The 19,559-nt window shown below is 66.9% G+C and carries 22 protein-coding genes; 9 read left to right on the plus strand and 13 right to left on the minus strand.

Features of this window, described 5'->3' with window-relative positions; translation table 11 throughout:
* The first annotated feature begins 85 nt into the window (after window positions 1–85).
* Together B0E49_RS20410 and B0E49_RS02645 are read left to right on the plus strand one after the other, a co-directional pair.
* Window positions 86–265 carry a hypothetical protein gene (locus tag B0E49_RS20410; protein ID WP_077560405.1) on the plus strand — a complete coding sequence of 60 codons (180 nt, stop codon included), beginning with the start codon at window positions 86–88 and terminating at the stop codon, window positions 263–265.
* A gap of 137 nt (window positions 266–402) precedes the next feature.
* Window positions 403–1,224 carry a nitroreductase family protein gene (locus tag B0E49_RS02645; RefSeq protein WP_077560406.1) on the plus strand — a complete coding sequence of 274 codons (822 nt, stop codon included), beginning with the start codon at window positions 403–405 and terminating at the stop codon, window positions 1,222–1,224.
* Between the two features lie 57 nt (window positions 1,225–1,281).
* Here B0E49_RS02645 and B0E49_RS02650 read toward each other — a convergent pair whose 3' ends face one another.
* From B0E49_RS02650 to ftsY, 4 genes are all read right to left on the minus strand, one after another.
* Entirely contained in the window at window positions 1,282–1,629 is a 348-nt protein-coding gene (locus B0E49_RS02650; protein WP_077560407.1) for a winged helix-turn-helix domain-containing protein, read from the minus strand.
* 68 nt (window positions 1,630–1,697) lie between these two features.
* Window positions 1,698–2,960: an Hsp70 family protein gene (locus B0E49_RS02655; protein WP_077560408.1), complete on the minus strand. Its 1,263-nt coding sequence runs from the start codon at window positions 2,958–2,960 to the stop codon at window positions 1,698–1,700.
* A complete protein-coding gene (locus tag B0E49_RS02660; RefSeq protein ID WP_077560608.1) occupies window positions 2,960–3,637 on the minus strand; it encodes an alpha/beta hydrolase in 678 nt (225 codons plus the stop codon). The genes B0E49_RS02655 and B0E49_RS02660 overlap by 1 nt, the downstream gene beginning before the upstream one ends.
* 53 nt (window positions 3,638–3,690) lie before the next feature.
* Window positions 3,691–4,776: a signal recognition particle-docking protein FtsY gene (gene ftsY, locus B0E49_RS02665; protein ID WP_077560409.1), complete on the minus strand. Its 1,086-nt coding sequence runs from the start codon at window positions 4,774–4,776 to the stop codon at window positions 3,691–3,693.
* A 28-nt stretch (window positions 4,777–4,804) separates the two neighbouring features.
* Here ftsY and B0E49_RS02670 point away from each other — a divergent pair, with 28 nt between their 5' ends.
* The 6 genes from B0E49_RS02670 to B0E49_RS02695 all read left to right on the plus strand — a co-directional run bounded on the left by B0E49_RS02670 (window position 4,805) and on the right by B0E49_RS02695 (window position 9,982).
* Entirely contained in the window at window positions 4,805–6,238 is a 1,434-nt protein-coding gene (locus B0E49_RS02670) for a M16 family metallopeptidase (RefSeq protein WP_077560410.1), read from the plus strand.
* Window positions 6,235–7,581: a M16 family metallopeptidase gene (locus tag B0E49_RS02675; protein ID WP_077560411.1), complete on the plus strand. Its 1,347-nt coding sequence runs from the start codon at window positions 6,235–6,237 to the stop codon at window positions 7,579–7,581. The genes B0E49_RS02670 and B0E49_RS02675 overlap by 4 nt, the downstream gene beginning before the upstream one ends.
* Before the next feature lie 79 nt (window positions 7,582–7,660).
* Window positions 7,661–8,236 (plus strand): 16S rRNA (guanine(966)-N(2))-methyltransferase RsmD, encoded by a 576-nt coding sequence (gene rsmD, locus B0E49_RS02680; protein ID WP_077560412.1) that lies wholly within the window; start codon window positions 7,661–7,663, stop codon window positions 8,234–8,236.
* A gap of 61 nt (window positions 8,237–8,297) precedes the next feature.
* Window positions 8,298–8,798 carry a pantetheine-phosphate adenylyltransferase gene (gene coaD / locus B0E49_RS02685; protein ID WP_077560413.1) on the plus strand — a complete coding sequence of 167 codons (501 nt, stop codon included), beginning with the start codon at window positions 8,298–8,300 and terminating at the stop codon, window positions 8,796–8,798.
* Window positions 8,799–8,876: 78 nt separating this feature from the next.
* The gene (locus B0E49_RS02690; RefSeq protein WP_077560414.1) at window positions 8,877–9,320 is read left to right on the plus strand and encodes a universal stress protein; all 444 of its coding nucleotides are present in this window, start codon (window positions 8,877–8,879) and stop codon (window positions 9,318–9,320) included.
* Window positions 9,317–9,982, plus strand: coding sequence for a histidine phosphatase family protein (locus B0E49_RS02695; protein WP_077560415.1), 666 nt, complete (start codon window positions 9,317–9,319; stop codon window positions 9,980–9,982). Before B0E49_RS02690 ends, B0E49_RS02695 begins: the two co-directional genes overlap by 4 nt.
* Window positions 9,983–9,989: 7 nt before the next feature.
* On the opposite strand, the gene B0E49_RS02700 is transcribed toward B0E49_RS02695, so the two are convergent.
* From B0E49_RS02700 to B0E49_RS02725, 6 genes are all read right to left on the minus strand, one after another.
* Window positions 9,990–11,393 carry an amidase gene (locus tag B0E49_RS02700; protein ID WP_077560416.1) on the minus strand — a complete coding sequence of 468 codons (1,404 nt, stop codon included), beginning with the start codon at window positions 11,391–11,393 and terminating at the stop codon, window positions 9,990–9,992.
* Between the two features lie 82 nt (window positions 11,394–11,475).
* A complete protein-coding gene (locus B0E49_RS02705; protein WP_077560417.1) occupies window positions 11,476–12,969 on the minus strand; it encodes an ABC transporter substrate-binding protein in 1,494 nt (497 codons plus the stop codon).
* 91 nt (window positions 12,970–13,060) lie between these two features.
* A complete protein-coding gene (locus tag B0E49_RS02710; protein ID WP_077560418.1) occupies window positions 13,061–13,948 on the minus strand; it encodes an ATP-binding cassette domain-containing protein in 888 nt (295 codons plus the stop codon).
* Window positions 13,945–14,931 (minus strand): ABC transporter ATP-binding protein, encoded by a 987-nt coding sequence (locus B0E49_RS02715; protein WP_077560419.1) that lies wholly within the window; start codon window positions 14,929–14,931, stop codon window positions 13,945–13,947. Before B0E49_RS02715 ends, B0E49_RS02710 begins: the two co-directional genes overlap by 4 nt.
* Before the next feature lie 5 nt (window positions 14,932–14,936).
* Entirely contained in the window at window positions 14,937–15,806 is an 870-nt protein-coding gene (locus tag B0E49_RS02720; protein ID WP_077560420.1) for an ABC transporter permease, read from the minus strand.
* Window positions 15,803–16,753: an ABC transporter permease gene (locus B0E49_RS02725; protein WP_077560421.1), complete on the minus strand. Its 951-nt coding sequence runs from the start codon at window positions 16,751–16,753 to the stop codon at window positions 15,803–15,805. The genes B0E49_RS02720 and B0E49_RS02725 overlap by 4 nt, the downstream gene beginning before the upstream one ends.
* Before the next feature lie 80 nt (window positions 16,754–16,833).
* Between B0E49_RS02725 and B0E49_RS02730 the strand changes: the two genes are divergently transcribed.
* Window positions 16,834–17,106 (plus strand): YfhL family 4Fe-4S dicluster ferredoxin, encoded by a 273-nt coding sequence (locus tag B0E49_RS02730; RefSeq protein WP_077560422.1) that lies wholly within the window; start codon window positions 16,834–16,836, stop codon window positions 17,104–17,106.
* A gap of 12 nt (window positions 17,107–17,118) precedes the next feature.
* Here B0E49_RS02730 and pth read toward each other — a convergent pair whose 3' ends face one another.
* The 3 genes from pth to B0E49_RS02745 form a co-directional block, all read right to left on the minus strand.
* A complete protein-coding gene (gene pth, locus B0E49_RS02735) occupies window positions 17,119–17,724 on the minus strand; it encodes an aminoacyl-tRNA hydrolase (RefSeq protein WP_077560423.1) in 606 nt (201 codons plus the stop codon).
* Between the two features lie 76 nt (window positions 17,725–17,800).
* Window positions 17,801–18,481, minus strand: coding sequence for a 50S ribosomal protein L25/general stress protein Ctc (locus tag B0E49_RS02740; protein ID WP_077560424.1), 681 nt, complete (start codon window positions 18,479–18,481; stop codon window positions 17,801–17,803).
* A gap of 85 nt (window positions 18,482–18,566) precedes the next feature.
* Window positions 18,567–19,541, minus strand: a complete 975-nt coding sequence (locus B0E49_RS02745) for a ribose-phosphate pyrophosphokinase (protein WP_077560425.1) — start codon at window positions 19,539–19,541, stop codon at window positions 18,567–18,569.
* Window positions 19,542–19,559 lie beyond the last annotated feature (18 nt).

Here is a 19,559-nt window from a genome sequence, read left to right on the forward strand (position 1 = left end):
ATCTGCATGGCGTCGACAACACCGCGCCGACAGTGCGAAGAATAGGTGCTCCCTGTTGTGGGATAAATACTCAAATTGGAAAAAGATGTACTTTATTTCGGCGGCTGCTCGGGAGTTTTACCAATATGGTGCCAGAGCGTATCTGTTTCAGGGCCTGGCTGACGCATGGCTCGACCCCCGGCCCCAATCCCCGCAACGGCGTTGTGTCTGGGGCGCGGCCTGCGCCATCATCAAGGCCTCCAGCGTGATGATTGGCGCGGACTGACGCGCTGCGCAGGGCGATCCCGATCCGTTGATGAAGGGGCGTCTCGGCGATACACTGGCACCCTCCATCCTTGTATATCAACGGATATAGCGATGTGATCTTCCAGGTGCATTGCCGAATTCGTCGATAAAAGCAGCATGCGTGATCTCGAGCACAACACGGTCGTCCATTCCATCTCCGGCGAGGCGGCACTGCGCCGCGTGGCCGAGGTGGCGGAATGGCGCATCGAACAGGAAGTTGACTCAAGCTCCGTGGTGATGTCGGTGATCACGTCCGGCGGCGCGAGACAGTCGCTGCGGATCTCGCTGCTGGACGCGCAGGACATTGGCGAGGTGCTCAGATGCAAGGCCGGCCCGGGCACATTGGATGGCGGTGCGCCGGCTCTGGAAACCCTATTGGCACGACGTTCGGTCTCGCCCAGGCGCTTGCACTCGCCCGGGCCCGACGCCGACGAACTGGACCGCCTGATCCAGGCGGGCCTGCGCGCGCCCGATCACGGCGGCTTGCACCCGTGGCGCATCATTGAATTTCGCGCGCGCAGCCGGGCGGCGCTGGCGCAGTGCTTCGAGCAGGAGAAGCTGCGGCGCGACCCGCTCGCCACCGCGCTGGATCTCAAGCGCGCCCGCGAGCATGCGACCCGCGCGCCCGTGCTGCTGGGCTTTGTCGTCTCGCCGCGCCAGCTCAGCAAGGTGCCGCTGCGCGAGCAATGGCTGGGCGCCGGCGCCGCGCTGGGCAACATCCTGAATGCGGCGCACCAACTGGGCTTTGGTGCCATCGTGCTCAGCGGCGAGCGCTGTTTCGACGCCATCCTGGCGCGCCAGCTCGGCCTGGCCGAGGCGGAATTCCTGGCCGGCTTCATCAGTCTGGGTACGGTCAGCGAGCCGCCACCGCCCGCGAAGCAGCGGCTCTCGCAAGACGTATGGTCATGCTGGATGGGGCATGAGTTGCACCGAACATGACGGCGGATGCGAAGATCGCAAAGGCCTGCGGGCTGTCGCCCGCGCCGTCCACCGCCGTCATGGCGCGAGCAGCCGGGTCAGCGCCGTGATGTCGGCGGCAGCGGCCATGCGCGCCGTGCTCTCTATCGCGCGGTAGTGCTTGACCAGTTTCTTGCCCACGGGTGTCAGCGCCGAGCCGCCACCACGCGTGCCGCCCGCCGAGGTGCTGACCGCGGGTGATCTGAGCGAGCGATTCACTTCATCGATCAGCACCCAGGCGCGCCGGTAAGACATGCCGAGCTGCCGCGCCGCCGCGGAAATCGAGCCGGTCTCGGCGACGGCCTCCAGCAGCGCCACCTTGCCAGGGCCGATGGCAATGCATTCGTCGCGATAGATCCGAAAGCGGAACTGCACTTTGGATTTCATGCCGGCGATTGTTGCAGGCTTGCGCGCCGGTGCCAATGGCGGCCGACTAGATGCTATCAAGTTTGTAGCTAAGTAAATTCCTTGCGCGACACCCAGCCGCTGGTCGCCAGGCCCGCGGCCACGCTGCCAAACCGGTCGCCGCGCACGATGGACGCGCTGGAGAACGCCGCCTGCAGCGCTGCGCCCAGCGGGGCCAGCGCCGACGAGCCGCCGGTCAGGTACACCGCGTTCACCTCGCGCACGCCGGAGGCCGTCACGCATTCCTGCGCGCAGTGGACGATCTGCGCCACCTGCTGCTGCAACACCTGACTCAGGCCCGCCGGCGACAGCAGCGCAGCCAAGCCGCGCTCGATGCAGGCCAGGTCGATTTCAGCCGGCGCGTTCAGGCTGGAGCAGGCGATTTTGGCCGCTTCCACATGCGACAGAATCCGGTGGCCCTCGTGGTGGTTCAGCACGCGCATGAGCCGGCTGTGCAGCGCGGGGTCGGCAAACGCACTCTTCAGTTCGCGCGCCGCGTGCAGGCTTTTGCGGCTGTACAGCGGGTGGATCAGGTGCCAGGTCGACAGGTTGAAAAAGACGGAGGAGGGCACCTCGCGGCCGTTCGGCCCTACGTGGCCCAGGCCGAGCAGCGGCATCACATGGCGCAGGTTCAGCAGGTAGTCGAAATCGGTGCCACCGATGTGCGTTCCCGTGGTGGCCAGGATGTCCTGCGCGCGGTCGGTGCGGGACAGCCGCTGCGGCCCCACGCGCAGAACAGTGAAGTCGGAGGTGCCCCCGCCAATGTCCACCACCAGCACGGTCGTGTCCGTGGCCACGCGGCGCTCGAAATCGAAGGCGGCGGCAATCGGCTCGAGCTGGAACCGAATCGCCTCGAATCCCGCGGCCCGCGCTGCTCGCTCCAGCGTGGTCTGGGCCAGTGCGTCGCGCGTGTCGTCGCCGTCGACAAAGTGCACCGGACGCCCGAGCATGGCGGCGCGCACCGGATGGCCCAGGAAGGCTTCGGAGCGGGCCTTGAGTTCCCTGAAGAACAGCACCACGATGTCGAACAGGCTGGTGGCCTGGCCGTTCACCAGCGTCTGTTCGTCCATCAGGCTGCTGCCGAGCAGGCTTTTGATGGAACGCATGAGTCGCCCCTGCGTGCCCTGCAGGTAGGCCTGCAGCGCGGCGTTGCCGTAGGCCACCGGGTCGCCGTGACCGTCTTCGCTGGAGAAGAACAGCGCGGTCGGCATCGAGGCGCTGGCACCGTCCAGCGGAATCGGGCACACGCGGCCGCCGGTCTGGACGATGGCCGCCGCCGAGTTGGAGGTGCCGAAGTCGATCCCCAGCACCATCAGGCGGCGGCTCCCAGCACGGAGCGCAAAAACTGGCTGATGTCGGCAATCTCCTGCGGGTGCACGCTGTGCGGCATCGGGTAGCTGTGCCACTGCACCGCATAGCCCAGGTCCAGCAGGGCCTGGCGTGAGGCCTGCGCGCGCGCGATCGGCACGACCGGGTCGGCCAGGCCATGCGCCATGAAGATCGGCGTGTCGGCATTGGCCGCGCTGCGCTCGGCGGCCAGCGTGCCGGCCAGCGGCAGGTAGCCCGACAGCGCCATGAGGCCGGCCAGCCGCGCGCCATGGCGCAGCCCGACCTGCAGCGCCATCGCGCAGCCCTGCGAAAAACCCGCCAGCACGATGGCGCCGGGCGCGATGCCGCGTTCTACCTCGTGCGCAATCAGCGCCTCGATGGCGCGCGCCGAGTGCTGGATGCCCGCCGCGTCTTCGCGCTTGGCCAGGTCGGTGCCCAGGATGTCGTACCAGGCGGGCATCACATAGCCGCCGTTGAGCGTGACCGGCATGCTCGGTGCATGCGGAAAGACAAAGCGGATCGGCGGGCAGCCGCTCAGTTCCAGCTCGGGCACGATGGCGGCAAAGTCGTTGCCGTCGGCGCCCAGGCCGTGCAGCCAGATGACGGCAGCGCGGGGGTGCGGGGCGCTCTCAAGTTCAATGCGGGGCAGCAAGGTGGTCATGGGTGTGTCGTGATCAAAGGGTTTGGTGGATAAGCGTGGTGGTTCATTGCCGGTCATGCCAGCAGCGCCTGCGCAAACTCGCGCGCGTTGAAGGTCTCCAGATCGTCGAGCTGTTCGCCGACGCCGATGAAATACACCGGCACGGGCCGCTCCTGCGCGATCGCGGCCAGCACGCCGCCCTTGGCGGTGCCGTCCAGCTTGGTGACGATCAGGCCGGTCAGCTGCAGCGCGTCGTCGAAGGCTTTCACCTGGGTCAGCGCGTTCTGGCCGGTGTTGCCGTCAATCACCAGCAGCACTTCGTGCGGCGCGGTCGGGTCGGCCTTTTGCACCACGCGCTTGATCTTGCGCAGCTCCTGCATCAGATGCAGCTGGGTCGGCAGGCGGCCTGCCGTGTCCACCAGCACCACGTCGCGCCCGCGCGCCTTGCCCGCGCTCACCGCGTCGAAGCTCACCGCGGCCGGGTCGCCGCCGTCCTGGCTGATGATCTCCACCGTATTGCGGTCGGCCCACACGCCGAGCTGCTCGCGCGCGGCGGCGCGAAAGGTGTCGGCCGCGGCCAGCAGCACGGAGGCCCCGGCGCTGGACAGATGCTTGGTCAGTTTGCCGATGGAGGTGGTCTTGCCCGCGCCATTGACGCCGGCGACCATGATCACGGTGGGCTTGTGCTCGCCGATGACCAGCGGTTTTTCCAGCGGCTTGAGTAACTGGGTCAGCGCCTCGATCAGGATGTTCTTGACGGCCACGGGGTGCGTCACGCCGCCCTCCTTGACGCGGCGCTTGACCTCGCCGAGCAGGTACTGCGTGGCCTGCACGCCGGTGTCGGCCATCAGCAGCGCGGCCTCCAGGTCTTCATAGAGCGCCTCGTCGATCTGCGCGCCGGTGAACACCGTGGAGATGCTGGAGCCGGTCTTGCGCAGGCCGGCCTTGAGTTTGTCGAGCCATTTGGCGCGCTCGGGCGGCACTGCTTCGGGCACCGGGATGCCGATCGGCGTGACCAGCGCGCTGCCGATCAGCGAGCCCGGCGCGGCGCGGCCCGGCACCGCGGGGCTGGGCGCAGCAGCAGGGCTCGTCGGCGCCGGTGCGGGCAGCGGCGCAGCCACGGGAGGGGCAGGAGGTTTTTTCTTGAAAAAGCTGAACATTGCGGGGTTCTTAGAATCACAGCATTCTATGAAACGCCTCCTGCCCCTACTTTGCCTGCTGGCTGGCTTTGCCGCCGGCGCCCAAACGGGGCCTTCGCCGGCGCCGCTCTCCGCACTTCTGCAGCAACCGGCGGCGCCCGCCACGGTGCAACAGTTCACGCTGGCCAACGGCCTCACGCTGATCGTCAAGCCCGACCGGCGCGCGCCCACGGCGGTACAGATGCTGTACGTGCGCGTGGGCTCCATGGACGAGGTCGACGGCACCTCGGGCGTGGCCCATGCGCTGGAGCACATGATGTTCAAGGGCACGCCCAGCGTGAAGCCCGGCGAGTTCTCGCGCCGTGTGGCCGCGCTGGGTGGGCAGGAAAACGCCTTCACCACCACGGACTACACCGGTTTTTACCAGCAGATCCCTGCCAGCCGGCTGGAAGAGGTGATGAAGCTGGCGGCCGACCGTTTCGCGCACAACCAGTGGCCCGACGAAGAATTCAAAAAAGAGATCGAGGTGGTGAAGGAAGAACGCCGCATGCGCACCGAAGATTCGCCGCGCGCGCGCCTGTATGAAGCGCTGAATGCCGCAGTTTTCGAGGCGGCGCCGTACCACCGTCCGGTGGTCGGCTGGATGAGCGACCTCGATGCCATGACGCCGGACGACGTGCGCCATTTCTACCACCGCTGGTATGTCCCGGCCAATGCGGCCGTGGTGGTGGCGGGCGATGTGGATGTGGCGCAGGTCAGGCGGCTGGCCGAAAAATACTACGGCGGCATTGCGGCCCGGCCCGTGCCGGTGCGCAAGCCGCGCCTGGAGCCCGAGCAGGTCGGGCTGCGCCGCATCGACTTCAAGGCGCCGGCCGAGCAGGCCTATGTGGCGCTGGCGTTCAAGGTGCCGGCCCTGCAATCGCTGGATGGCAGCAGCGACGCGTTTGCGTTGAGCGTGCTGGCGGCGGTGCTGGACGGCTACAGCGGCGCGCGGCTGGAGCGCGCGCTGACGCAGGGGCCGGATCGGGTGGCCGACAGCGCGGGCGCCTCGAACGGCTTTGCGGGGCGGGGCCCGCAGCTCTTCATGCTCGACGGCGTGCCGGCACAGGGCAAGAGCGCGGAGCAGGTCGAGGCGGCCCTGCGCGAACAGGTCGCCAAGGTGGCGCGCGAGGGGGTCAGCGAGGCGGAACTGAACCGCGTCAAGACCCAATGGGTGGCCAGCCAGGTGTACAAGCGCGATTCGGTGATGAGCCAGGCCCGGGAGCTGGGCAGCAACTGGGTGCAGGGCCTGCCGCTGGATGCCGACGAGCGCATCATCGCGCGGCTGCGCGCTGTCACGGCCGAGCAGGTGAAGGCGGTGGCCGGCAAATACTTTGGCGATGACCAGCTCACGGTGGCGGTGCTGCGGCCGCAGCCGCTGGACAAGAACCGCAAGCCGCGCACGCCCCTGCCGGGGATGCGCGACGATCGGGCGCCATCATGATTGCTCTTAAAAAAATAGCTACCGGCGCACTGCTGGCGGGGGCTACGGCCCTGTTTTTCTCAAATTCCGCGCTGGCGGGCATTCCCATCGAGCACTGGACGCAACCCAGCGGGGCGCAGGTCTACCTGGCGCAAAGCCCGGGCATTCCGATGCTCGATGTGCAGATCGATTTCGACGCGGGTGGCCGGCGCGACCCGTTGGACAAGGCCGGGCTGGCCAGCGTGACGGCCGACATGACTTCCGCCGGCGTGCTGGCCCGCGGCACTGATCCCGCATTGGACGAGAACGCGCTGAGCGACGCCTGGGCCGACCTGGGGGCGGGGTTTGACGGCAGCGCCGGCAATGACCGCATGAGTTTTTCGCTGCGCTCGCTGACCTATCCCGATCTGCTGGGCCGCGCGGTGCAGCTTGCGGCGCGCCAGCTCGGCGAGCCGGCCTTCCCGGACGACGTGTGGCAGCGCAACCGCCAGCGCCTCGACGCCTCGCTCAAGGAGGCGCTGACCCGGCCCGGCACCGTTGCAGGCCGCGCCTTTGCGGCCGCCGTGTACGGCATTCACCCCTACGGCTACGAGACGACGCAGGCGTCGCTGGCGCGTATCAGCGTGGCCGACATGAAGACGCTGTACGCCAGCCTGATCGTGCCCTGCCGCGCCAAGGTGAGCCTGGTCGGCGCCGTCACGCGGGCGCAGGCCGATGCGCTGGTAACGACCCTGCTCTCGCGCCTGCCGGCCACGACCTCGTGCGCGCCGCTGCCCACGATTCCCGAAGTGCAGCCACTGGCCAAGGCGCAAGACATCCGCATCCCGTTTGATGCGGCCCAGGCCCAGGTGCTGATCGGCCAGCCGGGCTTCAAGCGCGACGACCCGGATTATTTCGCGCTCACGGTAGGCAACTACATCCTGGGCGGCGGCGGTTTCGTGTCGCGCCTGTCCAGCGAGGTGCGGCAAAAGCGGGCCTTGAGCTACAGCGTGTACAGCTACTTTGCGCCGGGCCTGCACGCGGGGGCTTTCATGGTGGGGCTGCAAACCCGGCCGGATCAGGCCGGCGAGGCCGTGCAGGTGGCGCGCAGCGTGGTGGCGAAGTTCGTCGCCGATGGTCCGACCGAGGCCGAGCTCAAGGCCGCCAAAGACAACCTGATCGGCGGCTTTGCGCTGCGCATCGACAGCAACCGCAAGCTGCTGGGCAACATCGCGAACATCGCCTGGAACAAGCTGCCGCTGGACTACCTGGACACCTGGACCCAGCAGGTGCAAAAGGTGACGGTGGCCGACATCAAGGCGGCCTTTGCGCGCAAGCTGCAGCCCGAGCGGATGGTGACCGTGGTGGTGGGGGAGACGAAGTGAAAAATGACCCCCACGCTCCACCGCTGCGCGGGTCGCTGCCCCCGGAGGGGGCCGCTTTTCATCTTGGGGCGGCCCTGCGATGAAAAAGGCCCCTGCCGGCGAAGTGCGCCTGATCGGCGGCCAGTGGAAACGCACCCGGTTGCCGGTGGCCGACAAGCCCGGCCTGCGCCCCACGCCCGATCGCGTGCGCGAGACGCTGTTCAACTGGCTCGGGCAGGACCTGAGCGGCTGGCGCTGCATCGATGTCTTTGCCGGCACCGGGGCCCTGGGCTTCGAGGCCGCATCGCGCGGCGCGGCGCAGGTGCGCCTGCTGGAGCAGGACGGCGCGCTGGTGGCGCAACTCAAGGCCATCCAGATCAAACTGCAGGCCAGCGCCACGCAGATCGAGCGCGGCGACGGCATCACGGCGCTCAGGCAACTGGCTCCCGCCAGCATGGATGTGGTGTTTCTCGATCCGCCTTTTGACGCGGGCCTGTTCGAGGCCGCCCTGCAGGCCGCGGGCCGCGCCGTGGCGAGCGGCGGCTACGTCTACCTCGAAGCCCCCTCGGCCTGGAGCGACGGGTTGCTGGCGGGTTTTGGCCTGGCCGTGCATCGCCACCTGAAGGCCGGCGCGGTTCATGCACACCTGCTCAAGCCCCTGGCCGGCGCGGTTTAAGGCGCGCCGCGCGGCTCGCGCCGTCGCCGGCACTGCATAATCGGGCGAGGAGAAGCACACCATGGCCCTGAACGTGACTGCCGTTTATCCCGGCACCTTTGATCCCATGACGCTGGGCCACGAAGATGTGGTGCGCCGGGCCACCCAGCTGTTCGATCGCGTGATCGTGGCCGTGGCGGCGGGGCATCACAAGAAGGCCCTGTTCAGCCTGGACGAGCGCATCGAGATGGTGCGCGAGGCCGTCAAGATTTACCCGCAGGTGAGCGTGGAGAGCTTTTCCGGCCTGCTGCGCGATTTCGTGGTGGCGCGGGGCGCCAAGGCCATGGTGCGCGGCCTGCGCGCCGTGACCGATTTCGACTACGAATTCCAGCTCGCCGGCATGAACCGCAGCCTGATGCCCGATGTGGAAACGGTGTTTCTCACGCCCAGCGACAAGTATCAGTTTATTTCCAGCACCTTCGTGCGCGAGATTGCCTCGCTCGGTGGCGAGGTGAACAAATTTGTCTCGTCCATGGTGCTGGAGCGCCTGATGAACAAGGTGCGCAGCGCTCCCGGCGAGTGATTGAGCACATCGACCCGCGGCGTTGCGTGCAGACGGTCGTATGCGCCTGGTCCTACACTTGAAACTGGAGAACGATGAATGAAAATTTTGCTGCCCGTGGATGGATCCGAAGTCTCGCTCAAGGCGGTGCGTTTTGCGATCGAGCTGATTAGACAAGGCCTTCAGGCCGACGTGGTGCTGGCCAACGTGCAGGACCCCATGTCGCTGTACGAGATGGTGATGGCGCCCGATCCGCAGGTGCTCGAGAGCGTGAGCGAAGGCGCCGGCGTGTATTTGCTGGAAGGTGCCCAGGCGCTGCTCAAGCAGGCGGGCGTGGTCTATGAATGCGAGGTCGCCTCGGGGGATCCCGGACATACCATCATCGATATCGTCGAGCGGTTCGGCTGCAACATGGTACTGATGGGCTCCCATGGCAAGGGCAGCTTGCGCAGCGCGCTGCTGGGCTCGGTGTCGCAGGCCGTGCTGCATGCCGCCAAGGTGCCGGTGATGATCGTCAAACGCGACGAGGATGCCACCGCTTGACGACCGAACTGATTCTGATCCGTCATGGCGAGACCGACTGGAATCGCGAGCTGCGGTTTCAGGGGCAGCTGGATGCGCCGCTGAACGCCGTGGGGCACGAGCAGGCGCGCCGGCTGGCGCTGCGCCTGGCGAGTGAGTCCGTGCATCACCTGATCTGCAGCGACCTGCAGCGCGCCCGGCAAACCGCGTTGCCGACCGAGCTGCAGCTGGACTTGCACAGCCTAGCGAACAGCGGCCTGCGCGAGCAGAGTTTCGGCATGGTGGAGGGGATGCGGGTGGACGACATCCGCGCGCAGCACCCCGATGTCTGGGCACAGTGGGTGCAATTTCAGGCGGACTACGCGATTCCGGGCGGCGAGAGCACGCGCCAGTTTCATGCGCGCGTGATGAACGCCATACGCCAGCTGGTGGCCGCGCACGGCCAGCAGACCCTGGTGGTGGTGACGCATGGCGGTGTGCTGGACATGATTTACCGCACGGCGCGCGCCTTGCCGCTCGCCGGACCGCGCCAGAGCGAAATCCCCAACGGCGGGCTGAACCGCGTGCGCATGGAAGGCGACGCGATCGACGTCATCAGCTGGGCCGACACGCAGCACCTGGCCGATATGCCGGCGCAGCCCGTGTACGACCAGGCCAAACTGGCCCAGGCCGGATCAACCTGACCTTCTCTCAGACTGGGGGCGGTTCGGGCCAGGCCCGTTGCGGCCCCCGGATCAGCTCGAAGGCGCGCGCAATCTGCAGCACTCCGAGGTCATCAAAACGCTGCCCGGCGATCTGCAGGCCGATCGGCAGGCCACCCTCGCTGTAGCCGCAGTTGATCGACGCGGCGGGCTGCTCCGACATGTTGAACGGTACCGTGAAGCCGATGTGCTCGAGCGGGCGCAGCGGGTCGTTGGTGGGCGAGGGGTCTTCGGCGGGCGCCGGCATGTTGGGCGACACGGGCGAGATCACGTAGTCGTACTTTGCGCAGGCGGCTACGGTTGCGGCGCGCGTCGCATGGAACTGGCTGAAGGCGCGGAACACGTGTTCGCCGCTAAAAGCCGCGGCGCTCTCGGCCCATTGCCGGATGTAGGGCAGCACCCTGGCGCGCTGCGCGGGGGGCAGCGCGTTCAGGTCGGTCAGCGAGCGCATGCGCCACAGGTGGTCCATGCCATCGAGCATGGCCTGCGACATGAAGGGCCGCATCGGCGCCACGATGGCGCCGGCCTGCTCGAACAGGCGCGCCGCCTGCGTCACCGCGGCCCGGATTTCGGGCTCGACCGCGAGGCCGCAGCCGGCGTCCAGCAGCAGGCCGATGCGCACGCCGCGCAACCGGTCCACTGCCACATCGGCAGACGACCATGCGATGTCCTGGGCCGGCAGGCTCATGCTGTCGCGCGCGTCGGGTTGTGCCAGAGCCTGCATCATCAGCGCGGCGTCCAGCACGGTGCGCGTCATCGGCCCCGCCGCGCGGCCCATGTAGGGCGGGTCGATCGGGATGCGGCCCAGGCTGGGCTTGAGGGTGAAGATGCCGCACCAGGCGGCCGGCAGGCGCAGCGAGCCGCCGATGTCGGTGCCGATGTGCAGCGGCCCGTAGCCGGCCGCGGCCGCGGCGCCGGCACCCGCGCTGGAGCCACCCGGCGTGCGCGTCAGATCCCAGGGGTTGCGCGCCAGCGTATGAAAGCTCGACAGGCCCGAGGAGAGCATGCCGTAGTCGGGCATGGTGGTCTTGCTCACGATCACCGCGCCGGCTTCGCGCAGGCGCGCCGCCGGCGGCGCATCGGCCGCCGCGGCCCGGAGTTCGACCGCCGCGGTGCCGGACGGTATCGGGTCGCCGCGCGTGGCGATGTTTTCCTTGATCGTGACCGGCACACCGTCGAGCGGCCCGCGTGCCTCGCCCCGCTGCCAGCGGGCCTGCGAGGCCCGCGCCTGCTCCAGCGCCGCATCGGGCCGCAGCAGGTAAGTGGCTTGCAGGTGCGGCTCCCAGCGCGCGATGTGCGCCAGCACCGCCTGCACGACGTCGACCGGGGACAGGCTGCGTTCGCGGTACGCGCGGCCAAGCTCCCGTGCCGACAGGTCGTACAACGCCGTCATGTCAGCCCCCACGCTCGGCACTTCGTGTCCTCGCTGCCCCCGAAGGGGGCTCGCTCGCTTGGGGCGGCCCGGCGCGGCGCGTTCACGACCAGCTCAGCGCCGAGACGTCGTTCACGAAAATCGGCATGTCTTTCCACAAGCCCTTCACGCCCTTTTTGGCGATGGTGGGGAACTGCGGCTGGTAGAGGAAGCCGTTGGCCGCATCCACGGCCAGCATCTTCTGCGCATCGCCCAGCAGTTTGTTGCGCTCGGCGGTATTCGCGGTGGTCTTGATCTTGTCGTAAAGCGTGTCGAAGGCCTTCGACTGGTAGCCCCAGTAGTAGTCGGGCTTGGTGTAGTTGCCCAGGTCGAAGGGTTCGACGTGCGAGACGATGGTCAGGTCGTAGTTGTGGGGGCCGCCATAGGTGGTACTCAGCCACTGCGCCCATTCGACGTTCTGCACCTTGACCGTGATGCCCACCTTGGCGAGCTCGGCCACGATCACCTCGCCGCCCTGGCGCGCGTAGGGCGGCGGCGGCAAGGTCATCGTGAGTTCGAGCGGCAGCTTGACGCCCGCCTCGGCCAGCAGTTTTTTGGCCTTCCCGGGGTCGAACGGGTTGATGCCGGTCGTGTCCACGTAGCCGGCCGCGCCGGGCACATAATGGCTGCCGATCGGCACGCCGAAGCCGTCGGCCGCGCCCTCGATCACGGCCTTGCGGTCGATCGCGGCGAGGATCGCGCGGCGCACGCGCACATCGTCCAGCGGCTTGTGCTTGTTGTTGATGGCCAGGATGGTCTTGGCGCGCGAGCCGCCGATGAGCACCTGGAACTGCGGGTTGCTCTTGAACTGCGGCACCACGCGCGTGCCGATGCGCGGAAACGCGTCGACGTCGCCCGCCAGTAGCGCCGCGGCCTGCGCGGCCACGTCGGAGATGAAGCGGAACGTGACCTTCTTGAGTTTGGCCTGACCGGGGTTGCGGAACCCGTCCCACTTGACGAGGGTGAGCGACGAGCCCTTGGCCCAGCTGTCCAGCTTGTAGGGGCCGGTGCCGACCGGCTGGGTCGCATTGGTGTCGGCGCTCTTGGGCTCGACGATCACGGCGGTCGCCTGGCCGAGCAGGAACGGCAGGTCGGGATCGATCTCCTTGTTGAGCAGGACCACAGTGTAGTCATCGACCGGGCGAGTGCTCAGGTTCGCGAAGGTGCGCTTGTCCTTGTTCGTGCTCTTGTCGCCGCCGGCGCGGTCGAACGAGAACTTGACGCTCTGGGCGTTGAACGGCTCGCCGTTCTGGAATTTCACGCCGCGGCGCAGCTTGAAGGTGTAGGTCTTGAGGTCGGGCGAGACTTCCCAGCTCTCCGCCAGCAGCGGCGTGACGCTGCCGTCGGCGTTGATCTTGGTCAGCGTCTCCAGGATGTTGTATTGCACGATCTCGGCAATCGCCGAAGCCGCGCCGGCGGTCGGATCCAGCCCCGGCGGTTCGAGCGACATGCCGATCACGATGGAATCCTTGCGGCCCTGCGCCAGCGCTGCGTGCGGCAGCGCGAGCGGCACGGTGGCAAGTGCGGCGGTGGTCAAAAGGGTACGGCGTTTCAACATGCTCAAGGCTCCAGGAAAATGCTTGGAAAAGCGGGACGAGATACATAACCATACATCACGCGCAAGGGGCGCGCATGAGGGCAAGCCCCTGTCATGTGGGAGCGGCGGCCGGTTCGGCGCGCGGCACGGCCGCCAGCAGGGCCTGCGTGTAGGGATGCTCGGCATGGGCAAACAGCTGCTGCGGCGTGCCGCGCTCGACGATCACGCCGCGGTGCAGCACGCAGACCTCGTCGCACAGGTGGTTCACCACCGCGAGGTCGTGGCTGATCAGCAGGTAGCTGATGCCGAACTGCTGCTGCAGGTCCTGCATCAGGTTCAGCACCTGGGCCTGCACCGAGACGTCGAGCGCGCTCACCGGCTCGTCGGCCACGATCAGTTTGGGCCGCGTGATCAGCGCGCGCGCGATCGCGATGCGCTGGCGCTGGCCGCCCGAGAATTCGTGCGGGTACTTGTCCATGTCGCTGGCGCGCAGGCCCACGGCCGCGAGCGATTCGCCGGCGCGCTTGCGCTGCTCGGTACGGGTGGTTTCGTCCAGCGCCTCGAGCGGCTCGGCCACGATGCGCGCCACGCTCTGGCGCGGGTCGAGGGAACCGTAAGGATCCTGGAACACCATCTGCACGTCGCGCCGCGCCGCGCGCAGTTCGGCCCTGCCGAGCGCCTGCAGGTCACGCCCGAGCAGCCGCACGCTGCCGGACGTCGGCACATCGAGCGCCATCACGAGCCGCGCGATGGTCGACTTGCCCGAGCCCGACTCGCCGACAATGCCCAGGCTGCAGCCCGGCTGCACGCTGAAGCTCACGCCGTTCAGCGCCCGCACCTGCGCCGGCGGCGAGAACAGCTTCTCGCGCGGCAACGCATAGTGGCGCACGAGATCCCGCACCTCGAGCAGCGGCACGTCCTGAGAATTTGAATCAAATCGGCCTGTAGCCCTTACTGCATCTGCACTGGAAGCTATAGTATTGATAGTATTGGCGTTCATGCGGGCACTTCCCCGGCAGCGATCTCTTCAAGGCGGATGCAGCGTACTTCGTGCCCCGGCGCCAGCACGGTGGCCGGTGGGCGCGTGCTGTAGCAGGCGTCTGCGGTAAAGCTGCACCGGCCCGCGAACGGGCAGCCTGGTGGCAGGTCGACCAGCTCGGGCACGCTGCCCCGGATCGTGGCGAGCCGCACACCGCGCGGCGCATCGAGCGCGGGCCGCGCGGCGAACAGGCCCCGGGTGTAGGGATGGGCCTGCTCCGCAAACACGGCCGCCGTCGGCCCGCTCTCGACCACGCTGCCGCCGTACATCACCAGCATCTTCGACACGCTTTGCGCGATCACGCCGAGGTCGTGCGAGATCAGGATCAACGCCATGCCACGTTCCGCGACCAGATCGCGAATCAGGTCGAGGATGGCTTTTTGGATCGTGACGTCGAGCGCGGTGGTGGGTTCGTCGGCGATCAACAGGTCGGGCCCGCAGGCCAGCGCCATCGCGATGCCGATGCGCTGGCGCTGGCCGCCCGAAAACTGGTGCGGGTAGGCGTCCAGGCGCGACGCCGCGTCGGGCAGGCCGACGCGCTCGAGCAGCGCCAGCACCTGCCGGCGTGCTGCGGCGCCCGTGAGGCCGCGATGCAGCCGCAGCGGCTCCCCGACCTGGCGCGCAATGGTGTGCACCGGGTTCAGCGCCGTCATCGGCTCCTGGAAGATCATGCCGATGCGGTTGCCGCGGATCTCGCACATGGCGGGCTCGGGCAGGCCCACGAGCTCGGTGCCGTCGAAGCGGATGCTGCCCGTGACCTTCGCGGAGGGCGGCAGCAGGCCCATGAGCGACTGTACCGTGATCGACTTGCCGCAGCCGGACTCGCCCACGATGCCCATGGTCTCGCCTCGCTCCAGCGTGAAGCCGATGCCACGCACGGCCTCCGCCGGGCCGCGCTGCGTTTTCAGCTGGACGTGGAGGTCGTTGACTTCGAGAAGAGGCATATCGCTCACCTTGCCCGTGCGAGGCGCGGATCCAGCAGGTCGCGCAGGCCATCACCGAGGAGGTTGAGACCCAGCACCGCCAGCGCGATCGCCATGCCGGGCCACACCGCCAGCAGCGGCGCCTGGAACATCATGGTCTGGGCCTCGCTGAGCATGCGGCCCCACGAAGGCTGCGGTGGCTGCGTGCCCAGACCGAGGTAGGACAGGGCGGCCTCGGCCAGGATCGCGATCGCGAAGCGGATCGTGATCTGCACGATCAGCACCGCCGAGATATTCGGCAGCACATGCTGCATCGTGATCGCGAACGGGCCCTTGCCGCAGGCGCGCGCGGCCGTCACGTACTCGCGCGACCAGATCGCGTTGGCCGAGGCGCGCGTGATGCGCGCGAAGGTCGGGATGTTGTAGATGCCGATTGCGACGATGGCGTTGACGATGCCGGCGCCGAACACCGCCGTCAGCATGATGGCCGACAGGATCGCGGGAAAGGCCATCGAGAAGTCGGTGAACCGCATGATGGCTTCCTCGACCCAGCCGCGCCGCGCGGCGGCGAGCAGGCCGAGCGCCGTGCCGGCCGTGAGGCCGATGCCGACCGCGATTACGCCCACCAGGATGGACGCGCGTGCGCCGACCAGCAGCAGCGAGACCACGTCGCGGCCATAGGTGTCGGTGCCGAGCCAATGGGCGGGGGATGGCGGCTGGAGCTTGGCGGCCATGTCCACGTCGTAGGGCGACCACGGCGTCCACAGCAGCGACAGCGTGGCGGCCAGCAGCAGCAGCAGCGTCAGCACGGCGCCGATCGCGAAGCTGCGGTGCCGCAGCGCGCGGCGCCAGAACCCCGGAATTCTCAAAGCCACTGCGCTCGGGACGGCGCTCATAGGTCGGACGCCTTGACGCGCGGGTCGATCACAGCGTACAGGATATCGACGACAAAATTCACGATGACCACCATCGCGGCCAGCAGCATCACGCAGTCGCGCACCACGATCAGGTCGCGGTTGCCGATGGCCTGGAAGATCAGGCGCCCCAGGCCGGGCAGGTAGAACACGTTCTCCACCACGATGGTGCCGGCCAGCAGTTCGGAGAACTGCATGCCCATCACCGTGACCACCGGGATCAGCGCGTTGCGCAGCACGTGGGTCCACAGCACCGCACGCTGCGACACGCCCTTGGCGCGCGCCGTGCGCACGAAGTCCTCGCGCATCACCTCGAGCACCGCTGAGCGCGTGAAGCGCGCCAGGATCGCGGCCTGCACCACGGCGAGCGACAGCGCCGGCAGCAAGAGCGACTTGAGGCCCTGGAAGACGCCATCGCCCCAACCGTCGAAGCCGCCGGCGGAGAACCATTGCAGCTTGACCGAGAACAGCAGGATCAACAGGATCGCGAACCAGAAATTCGGGATCGCAATGCCGACCTGGGTCAGACTCATCAGGCCGACGTCGCCGAGCTTGTTGTGGCGCGCCGCGGCAGTCACGCCGACCAGCAGCGCGAGCACGGTGGTGAACGCCATCGCCAGCAGCGCCAGCGGCACGGTGAGCGCGAGGCGCTCGCGGATCAGGTCCAGCACGGGTGTGCTGTAGGCATAGCTTTGGCCGAGGTCGCCCACCAGCAGTCCACTGATCCAGTGCCAGTAGCGTTCCAGCGCCGGGTGATTCAGTCCCAGCTTGATGGCCAGCGCCTGCACGGCCTCGGGCGCCGCATCAGGGCCCATCAGCATTTGGGCGGCGTTGCCCGGCAGAATTTCCAGCACCCCGAAAACCACGATGGACGCCCCCAGCAATGTGACGATCAGCGTGATGAAGCGCTTGATGAGAAAGAGACTCATGAAGGGAGGTTGGGCATCAGGTCTGCATGAGGGCAGTGGGGGGATTCAAGGGGCTGTTGTCGGGAACCGATAATAGCGTCATGGCGCTAATCATTACCGACGAATGCATCAACTGCGACGTGTGCGAGCCGGAATGCCCCAATGAAGCCATTCATCTGGGGCTGGAGATCTACGAGATCGATCCGACCCGCTGCACCGAATGCGTGGGCCATTTTGACGAACCCCAGTGTGTCCAGGTGTGCCCGGTGGCGTGCATCCCGCTCGACCCCCGGCATGTCGAGAGCCGCGAGACCTTGTGGCAAAAATACCAGCGCCTGCAGGGGCTGGTGCCGGCCGATTCACCGACCCGCTGACCACTATTCCCGTCAATTCTCGGGTCGTGGCGGTTTTGGGCGTGGCGGCTTGCTGGTGTGCACGATCAGGGTCGCCTTTTCCATTTCGCCCGCGACCAGGTGCGGTACCGCCTTCAGGGTGCGGGTGATGCAGTCCTCGATGGCGATGCGCTGTTCCGGCGAGGGTTTTTTTAGAACCCAGTTGATGACCTCTGCTTTGACGCCAGGGTGTCCGATACCCAGGCGCAGGCGCCAGTAGTCGGCCGAGCCCAGTTGCGCATGGATATCGCGCAGGCCGTTGTGCCCCGCGTGGCTGCCGCCCAGTTTCAGCTTGACCTGACCGGGCACCAGATCCAGTTCGTCGTGCACCACCAGGATTTCGCCGGGCTGGATCTTGAAGAAACGCGCCAGCGCTGCGACAGACTTGCCGGACAGGTTCATGAAGGTTTGCGGCTTCATGAGCCACAGCGGCTGGCCATGCAGCGTGGTTCGCGCGAGCAGCGCGTGGCAGCTCTTCTCAGGGGCAAGCGAGACCTTGAGTTCGCGCGCCAGTGCATCGATCCACCAGAACCCGGCGTTGTGCCGCGTGGCCTCGTATTCGGGCCCCGGGTTGCCAAGGCCGACAAACAGTTTGATCATGAAGCGCCATTATGAAGGTAGAGCCGCAAAACAAACGGCCCACCGAAGTGGGCCGTTTGGGGCGAAGCCGCAGGCCTTATTTCTTGGCGGCCGGCGCTTTCGCGGCCGCAGCCGGAGCCTTCGCGGCAGCAGGGGCCGCAGCGGCATCCGCGGTCGCTGCGGGGGCAGCGGCTTCTTCCGGGGCAGCCTCTTCGGCACCCGCAACCATGACCACGGACACCACGACAGGGTTTTCCTTGCCATGGGTCACAACCGTCACGCCCTTGGGCAGGGTGATGTCATTGACGTGCAGCGACAGGCCCTTTTTCAGGCCGCTCAGGTCCACGCCAATGAACTCGGGCAGGTCGCCCGGCAGGCAGGAGACTTCGAGTTCGGAGATCACGTGGTTGAGCACGCAATTTTCGAGCTTGACGGCCTGCGATTCCTCGGCGCCGGTGAAGTGCAGCGGCACCTTCATGTGCAGCTTGGTGTTGGCATCCACACGCTGGAAATCGATATGCAGCACGAGTTGCTTGAACGGGTGCATTTGCACGTTGCGCAGCAGCACCTTGCTGGTCTGGCCATTCAGTTCCATGTCCAGCACGGTGGAATGGAAGGCCTCTTTTTTGATGGCATGCCACAGCGCGTTGTGATCGAGTTCGATCATTTGCGGCTCACCGCTGCCACCGTAAACAATGCCGGGCGTCTTGCCGGTAATGCGGAGACGGCGGCTCGCACCCGTACCCTGCTTGGCGCGCTCGAAGGCGACGAATTTCATAACTCACTCCTGTAAGAGTCCACCGCGACCAGTGTGACTCCGGTTGAAAAGGGTCTGCAGATTGCAGACCTGCTTTTTGCCCCGATCAGAAAAGGGTTTCCTGATCCGAGAACAAACTCATGACCGAATCGCCCTTGGCAATGCGCTGGATCGTCTCGGCGATCAGCGGTGCCACGGACAACTGGCGGATTTTTTTGCAATTGCTGGCCGCAATGCTCAGCGGAATCGTGTCGGTGACCACCACTTCGTCCAGCCCCGGGCTGTTGGTGATGCGCTCGATCGCCGGGCCGGAAAAAATCGGATGGGTGCAATAGGCATAGACCTTTTTGGCACCGCGCTCCTTCAATACTTCGGCCGCCTTCACCAGGGTGCCGGCCGTGTCGATCATGTCGTCCATGACCACGCAATTGCGGCCGTCGATCTCGCCGATCACGTGCATGACTTCGCTCACGTTGGCCTTGGGCCGGCGCTTGTCGATGATCGCCATGTCGCAACCCAGCTGCTTGGCCAGCGCCCGGGCGCGAACCACGCCGCCAACATCGGGCGAGACCACGATCAGGTCCTCATAGTTTTGCCGGCGCAAATCACCCAGCAGCACGGGCGACGCATAAATGTTGTCGACCGGGATGTCGAAGAACCCCTGAATCTGGTCGGCGTGCAAATCCATGGTCAGCACGCGGGCCACGCCCACAGCCTGCAGCATGTTGGCCACCACCTTGGCGCTGATCGGCACGCGTGCCGAACGCGGGCGCCGATCCTGCCGGGCGTAGCCAAAATACGGAATCACCGTGCTGATGCGCTCGGCCGATGCACGCTTGAGCGCATCCACGATGATCAGCAGCTCCATCAGGTTCTCGTTGGTCGGCGCACAGGTGGACTGCACCACGAAAACGTCGCGGGCGCGCACGTTCTGGTTGATTTCCACGTTGACTTCGCCGTCGGAGAAGCGGCCTACGCTGGCCGCACCGACCTTGATGCCAAGGTGCTGCGCGATCTCGGCGGCCAGGCCAGGATTGGCGTTGCCCGTGAAAATCATGAAATCAGGGTGATGAACCTGCATGAGCGTCCCAGCGATCTA

Origin of the sequence: Polaromonas sp. C04, assembly GCF_002002705.1 — a bacterium.
Classification (GTDB): Bacteria; Pseudomonadota; Gammaproteobacteria; order Burkholderiales; family Burkholderiaceae_C; genus Rhodoferax_A.

What these genes read in the sequence shown, in the direction of transcription:
- B0E49_RS20410 (WP_077560405.1), top strand. Translation starts at nt 86, where the DNA reads ATGTACTTTATTTCGGCGGCTGCTCGGGAGTTTTACCAATATGGTGCC.
- B0E49_RS02645 (WP_077560406.1), top strand. Translation starts at nt 403, where the DNA reads ATGCGTGATCTCGAGCACAACACGGTCGTCCATTCCATCTCCGGCGAG.
- B0E49_RS02650 (WP_077560407.1), bottom strand. Translation starts at nt 1,629, where the DNA reads ATGAAATCCAAAGTGCAGTTCCGCTTTCGGATCTATCGCGACGAATGC.
- B0E49_RS02655 (WP_077560408.1), bottom strand. Translation starts at nt 2,960, where the DNA reads ATGGTGCTGGGGATCGACTTCGGCACCTCCAACTCGGCGGCGGCCATC.
- B0E49_RS02660 (WP_077560608.1), bottom strand. Translation starts at nt 3,637, where the DNA reads ATGACCACCTTGCTGCCCCGCATTGAACTTGAGAGCGCCCCGCACCCC.
- ftsY (WP_077560409.1), bottom strand. Translation starts at nt 4,776, where the DNA reads ATGTTCAGCTTTTTCAAGAAAAAACCTCCTGCCCCTCCCGTGGCTGCG.
- B0E49_RS02670 (WP_077560410.1), top strand. Translation starts at nt 4,805, where the DNA reads ATGAAACGCCTCCTGCCCCTACTTTGCCTGCTGGCTGGCTTTGCCGCC.
- B0E49_RS02675 (WP_077560411.1), top strand. Translation starts at nt 6,235, where the DNA reads ATGATTGCTCTTAAAAAAATAGCTACCGGCGCACTGCTGGCGGGGGCT.
- rsmD (WP_077560412.1), top strand. Translation starts at nt 7,661, where the DNA reads ATGAAAAAGGCCCCTGCCGGCGAAGTGCGCCTGATCGGCGGCCAGTGG.
- coaD (WP_077560413.1), top strand. Translation starts at nt 8,298, where the DNA reads ATGGCCCTGAACGTGACTGCCGTTTATCCCGGCACCTTTGATCCCATG.
- B0E49_RS02690 (WP_077560414.1), top strand. Translation starts at nt 8,877, where the DNA reads ATGAAAATTTTGCTGCCCGTGGATGGATCCGAAGTCTCGCTCAAGGCG.
- B0E49_RS02700 (WP_077560416.1), bottom strand. Translation starts at nt 11,393, where the DNA reads ATGACGGCGTTGTACGACCTGTCGGCACGGGAGCTTGGCCGCGCGTAC.
- B0E49_RS02705 (WP_077560417.1), bottom strand. Translation starts at nt 12,969, where the DNA reads ATGTTGAAACGCCGTACCCTTTTGACCACCGCCGCACTTGCCACCGTG.
- B0E49_RS02710 (WP_077560418.1), bottom strand. Translation starts at nt 13,948, where the DNA reads ATGAACGCCAATACTATCAATACTATAGCTTCCAGTGCAGATGCAGTA.
- B0E49_RS02715 (WP_077560419.1), bottom strand. Translation starts at nt 14,931, where the DNA reads ATGCCTCTTCTCGAAGTCAACGACCTCCACGTCCAGCTGAAAACGCAG.
- B0E49_RS02720 (WP_077560420.1), bottom strand. Translation starts at nt 15,806, where the DNA reads ATGAGCGCCGTCCCGAGCGCAGTGGCTTTGAGAATTCCGGGGTTCTGG.
- B0E49_RS02725 (WP_077560421.1), bottom strand. Translation starts at nt 16,753, where the DNA reads ATGAGTCTCTTTCTCATCAAGCGCTTCATCACGCTGATCGTCACATTG.
- B0E49_RS02730 (WP_077560422.1), top strand. Translation starts at nt 16,834, where the DNA reads ATGGCGCTAATCATTACCGACGAATGCATCAACTGCGACGTGTGCGAG.
- pth (WP_077560423.1), bottom strand. Translation starts at nt 17,724, where the DNA reads ATGATCAAACTGTTTGTCGGCCTTGGCAACCCGGGGCCCGAATACGAG.
- B0E49_RS02740 (WP_077560424.1), bottom strand. Translation starts at nt 18,481, where the DNA reads ATGAAATTCGTCGCCTTCGAGCGCGCCAAGCAGGGTACGGGTGCGAGC.
- B0E49_RS02745 (WP_077560425.1), bottom strand. Translation starts at nt 19,541, where the DNA reads ATGCAGGTTCATCACCCTGATTTCATGATTTTCACGGGCAACGCCAAT.